The organism is Celeribacter marinus (genome assembly GCF_965656515.1).
Taxonomy (GTDB): Bacteria; Pseudomonadota; Alphaproteobacteria; order Rhodobacterales; family Rhodobacteraceae; genus Celeribacter; species Celeribacter marinus_D.
Genome location: NZ_CBFHKW010000100.1, coordinates 1 through 3032, shown reverse-complemented (window position 1 = coordinate 3032; position 3032 = coordinate 1). Strand labels below are relative to the sequence as shown.

Here is a 3032-nt window from a genome sequence, read left to right as displayed (position 1 = left end):
TGACGCGAAATCATCTTGGCCGAAATGGATTTGGCCACATCGTGGAAATCAAACAGGCCTTTGTCCGCCGCAATTTGCGCCTGAAACACGGATTGAAACAGCAAATCGCCGAGTTCCGATTTCAAATCCTCCATGTCGCCGCGCGCAATTGCATCATCGACCTCATAGGCTTCTTCAATCGTGTAGGGCGAAATGGTCGCAAAATCCTGTTCGATATCCCACGGGCACCCGCCCTTTGGATCACGCAAGCGGCGCATGATGTCCAAGAGTTGCGTGATCCCCTCGGGGACGGCGTGGATCGGGTCTTTGGGTGCGTCTGTCATCTGACTAACGTGGCGGCGGACAAAGGGGTTTGCAAGCGGCAAAACGCGCGCTAAGGTCGCGCTATGATCACGACATGCACCATTATTATCTGCTGCATTATCCGCTAACACACGTTACGCGGGATCGGTCTCTTTTCTCTAACAGATGAAGCTGATAAGCCCGCGGGGACACCCGATAAAGAGGCCTGCACGCTGATGACCCAGATCAAGCTGACGAATACAAAGACCCGTAAAAAGGACGTCTTTGTACCGATCGATGACACGAATGTTCGCATGTATGTGTGTGGGCCAACGGTCTATGATCGCGCCCACATCGGCAATGCGCGTCCCGTGATTGTGTTTGATGTGCTCTACCGTTTGTTGCGCGAAATCTACGGGGCCGATCACGTCACATATGTGCGAAATTTCACCGATGTGGACGACAAGATCAACGCGCGCGCGGCGGACAGTCGCCGCACCACCACTCCCCGCACCATCAACGAGATCACCGACGAGACCATCCAATGGTATCTGGACGACATGCGGGCCGTGGGCGCGCTTGATCCCGACCAAATGCCACGCGCAACACAGTATATCCCCCAGATGATTGCGATGATCGAGGGGCTGATTGCCGAGGGTCACGCCTATAGCGATGGCGCGGGCCATGTGTTGTTCTCGGTCGACAGCTATGCCAAATACGGCGCCCTGTCGGGGCGCTCCACCGATGATATGATCGCGGGTGCACGCGTCGAAGTGGCCGATTACAAACGCGACCCGATGGATTTTGTCCTTTGGAAGCCGTCTGTTGGCGATCAACCCGGATGGGATAGCCCGTGGGGTGTTGGGCGTCCGGGATGGCACATCGAATGCTCGGCCATGGCCAAGGACTTGCTTGGCGACCATTTTGATATTCACGGCGGCGGCAACGATTTGATGTTCCCGCACCACGAAAACGAGATCGCGCAAAGCTGCTGCGCCTCAGGTCACGCGGAAGATGGGGGCGGGTTTGCCAATGTCTGGCTCCACAATGAAATGCTACAGGTCGAGGGCAAGAAAATGTCCAAGTCGCTTGGCAATTTCTTTACCGTGCGCAACTTGTTGGATGGCCATGATGGCCAAGCTCCCGTGCCGGGCGAAGTGATCCGCTTCGTGTTCTTGAGCACGCACTACCGCAAGCCGATGGACTGGACCGCAGAGAAGGCGGCGCAGGCAGAGGCTACATTGAGAAAGTGGCGCGCAATTTCCAATTCTGCCTCAGGCGGTGGTTCTCCTGATCGGCGTGTTTTGGAAGCGCTTTGTGATGATATAAATACATCCAAAGCCATCGTAATATTGCACGAGATTTATAAGGATATTCAGGCGCGGCAACGTGCGGACGTGCCAGTGGACGAGATAGAGAACTTTGCGGCTTCGGCCCAACTCCTTGGCTTGTTGGTTGACAATGCGACGATGGGGTCGTGGGTTTTTGACGGGGCGGTGGAAAGCCTGCTCGACCTATCCGCCTACGCCGACCGCCTCGCCACCCTGCGCGCCACAGCCATGGAAACCAAAGACTTCTCCGCTGTCGATGCGCTCAAAACCGCGCTTTTGGACGCGGGCGTTGAGGTCCGCATGTCGAAAACGGGCGTGGAATTGGACGCTGGCCCCACCTTTGACGCGTCAAAACTGGAGGGGCTGTTATGAGCACCCAAAAACAACGCCTCTACCTGTTTGACACGACATTGCGGGACGGCCAACAGACCCAAGGTGTGCAGTTTTCCACCCAAGAAAAACACCAGATCGCCCATGCGCTCGACGCACTTGGTATGGATTACATCGAGGGCGGTTGGCCCGGTGCCAATCCGACCGACACCGAGTTTTTTGACGCCCCGCCAAAGGTCAACGCGACCTTTTTGGCCTTCGGGATGACCAAACGGGCAGGGCGCTCTGCGGCCAACGACGATGTGCTTGCGGGCGTGCTAAACGCAAAGACCAAGGCCGTGTGTCTGGTCGGCAAAACCCATGATTTTCACGTCACCACGGCGCTTGGATTTACCCTTGACGAGAACCTCGAAAACATCGCGCGCTCCATCGAATATGTGGTTGCACAGGGGCGTGAGGCGCTATTTGACGCCGAACATTTCTTTGACGGCTACAAGTCCAATCCTGAGTATGCGCTCAAATGCCTGCACGCCGCATATGATGCGGGGGCGCGGTGGATCGTGCTGTGTGATACCAATGGCGGAACGCTCCCCGATGAGGTCGCACAGATCACCCGCGCGGTGATTGATAGCGGCATCACGGGCGACCGTCTTGGCATCCACACACATGATGACACGGGCAACGCGGTCGCAAACACCTTGGCCGCCGTCAATGCCGGTGCGCGCCACGTCCAAGGCACGTTGAACGGGTTGGGCGAGCGGTGCGGCAATGCCAATCTGACCAGTTTGATCCCGACCTTTTTGCTCAAAGAGCCCTATTGCTCGACCTTGCAAACGGGGGTGACCCATGACGCGTTGGCGGGGCTGGTGAAGACATCCCGCACGTTGGACGACATTTTGAACCGTGTGCCGCTGCGCTCGGCGCCCTATGTCGGGGCATCGGCCTTTGCCCATAAGGCGGGGTTGCATGCCTCGGCCATCCTCAAAGATCCGACCACCTATGAACATATCGCGCCCGAAACGGTCGGCAACACGCGCATCGTGCCGATGTCGAACCAAGCAGGGCAAAGCAATTTGCGCAGACGCCTGT

The 3032-nt window shown here is 57.2% G+C and carries 3 protein-coding genes; 2 read left to right on the top strand and 1 reads right to left on the bottom strand.

Annotated elements, in window-relative coordinates; all coding sequences use genetic code 11:
* The coding region (locus tag ACTG34_RS13465) for a MazG nucleotide pyrophosphohydrolase domain-containing protein (protein ID WP_439105392.1) at positions 1 to 323 on the bottom strand (323 nt) is incomplete at its 3' end.
* A gap of 195 nt (positions 324 to 518) precedes the next feature.
* Here ACTG34_RS13465 and cysS point away from each other — a divergent pair.
* Positions 519 to 1985, top strand: coding sequence for a cysteine--tRNA ligase (gene cysS / locus ACTG34_RS13460; RefSeq protein WP_439105391.1), 1467 nt, complete (start codon positions 519 to 521; stop codon positions 1983 to 1985).
* On the top strand, positions 1982 to 3032 hold a 1051-nt coding region (locus tag ACTG34_RS13455), incomplete at its 3' end, for a homocitrate synthase/isopropylmalate synthase family protein (RefSeq protein ID WP_439105390.1). The genes cysS and ACTG34_RS13455, both read left to right, overlap by 4 nt.

Excerpts from the sequence above, each read along its gene's own strand:
- cysS (WP_439105391.1), top strand. The coding sequence starts at position 519 with ATGACCCAGATCAAGCTGACGAATACAAAGACCCGTAAAAAGGACGTC.